2 protein-coding genes are annotated in these 1888 nt (G+C 35.3%); both read right to left on the reverse strand.

Annotated features, from left to right (window positions below):
* Positions 1–106 precede the first annotated feature (106 nt).
* The gene (locus ACJHYR_RS27565; RefSeq protein WP_410233204.1) at positions 107–1276 is read right to left on the reverse strand and encodes a hypothetical protein; all 1170 of its coding nucleotides are present in this window, start codon (positions 1274–1276) and stop codon (positions 107–109) included.
* On the reverse strand, positions 1276–1888 hold a 613-nt coding region (locus ACJHYR_RS27570), incomplete at its 5' end, for a glycosyltransferase (RefSeq protein WP_410233205.1). The genes ACJHYR_RS27570 and ACJHYR_RS27565, both read right to left, overlap by 1 nt.

Here is a 1888-nt window from a genome sequence, read left to right on the forward strand (position 1 = left end):
GATGTCGGTAGGAAGTACTCATCATTTGGAAATGGTTTTTGTGTGGAAACAAAATTATATTCTAGTTGATGAGTACTTCTTTTTTTGTTGCACTTGGATTGTAAATTCAGCCTCTAATACATGATATCTGATTGTATCTATTATCAGTGGAGCCATTAATATTTATTGTTTTAATTCCTGATATGATGCCCAAAAAAGCTATTAATAAAATAATGCTTTTTTTATTAAATTTAGATCTTGACAAAAGAATTACTGCCATAATGAAGACGGGAACAAGGTATCTTATTGTCCATATATTTCTTGGGAGGTTACTACCAATATAAGCAGATGTCATGATTAAAATAGACAATGACAAACATATATCAATAACGCTTCTGTTTTTAAAAAGATTTCTGAAAGTGAAGTAAATTAATGCAACAACACCAGCAAAGCGTATTGCTTTAGATAATAGATGCAGTGATGGTGTTATCTGCTCACCAAATATGTCTGCATTAAAAAACAATAAAGTTCCACTTACTGCGGTATTTATATTAACTAAAATATTGTCATACTCAACAATCTTTACATCTGTTAGTCCTGGCAATGTAAAGCTTCCAAGGTTTAAAAACAAAAAACCGATCGCCTTGGAAATTAAATATGAAGAAAACAATCCAGCCATTATAATAAGGTATTTCTTTTTTCTTTCCTTGTGCAACAAAAACATTGCTGCTAATGTTAGCGGTGCAACGTATATATAGACTGAGATATTATCGCTAAAAATAGCCATAGAGGACAGTATGGTTGAAAAGTATACAAATAATATTTTTTCTGTTTTAATATACTTTTCTGTAAATATTAAGCATCCAATGATAAATATGTATGTACCCATGTGAATGCACGCTGAAAGCATTGATGTAACAGCCATGTCAGCAGGAAAAACAAAGTAGAATATAATTAGCGCTAATGCTAATGATTTATTTGTAGACAGCCTGTATATCAAAAATATCACAGTAGCATACATCGCTGGTGGTATTATATATGCAAGCTCACTGCTGTAGCCAAATAATATAGAGGCGATCGCATAAAAAGATACTTCTGTAAAGTAAAAAGGAACCGTGGATAGCATCCATCCATGAAGTAAGTAATTACCTTCTGACATATCCTTACCAAGCAAAAGCACTGTTGCCGCATCTGTATTTGGTGGGAATATGTTTAAGCTGGCAAAGTGATATAGCATAAATAATGACGCAAATAATAAAATTACGAATATAAATTTAATTTGTTTTTTGAAAATCATTATTTATTATCCTTTAATATATACTTTGGACGCTGCTTAACCTCAACGTAGATACGCCCTATGTACTCACCTAGCACTCCAATACCAATTAACTGGATGCCGCCAAGAAATAATATTGATACAAGAATTGAAGGGTATCCAGGTACATTATTACCAAAAATTAATTTATCAATTATCATCCATGAACCGTATGTAAATGATATACATGCAATAAATAACCCAATATAGGTCCACATGCGCAGCGGGAATGTTGAGAAGCTAGTGATCCCTTCCAGCGCCAAGTTCCAGAGCTTCCATCCATTGAACTTTGTGCTTCCTGCAACGCGTTCTGCTCGCGCATATTCTACGACTTCGGTTCGACCACCAACCCAGCTCAGCACACCCTTCATAAACAGGTTTCGTTCTGGCATGAGCTTAATGTTTTCCACTACTTCGCGAGACATGAGCCGGAAGTCGCCAACATTCTCTTCTATCTGAGGGTTGCTGATTTTGTTATGAAGTTTATAGAACCACTCAGCAGATTTACGCTTCAGCCTGCTGTCAGTGGAGCGGTCAGAGCGTTTAGCCAGAACCATATCTGCACCGGCCTGCCATTTCTCTATCAAGTGAGGA

The organism is Escherichia sp. WS1450 (assembly GCF_046487395.1).
Classification (GTDB): domain Bacteria; phylum Pseudomonadota; class Gammaproteobacteria; order Enterobacterales; family Enterobacteriaceae; genus Escherichia; species Escherichia coli.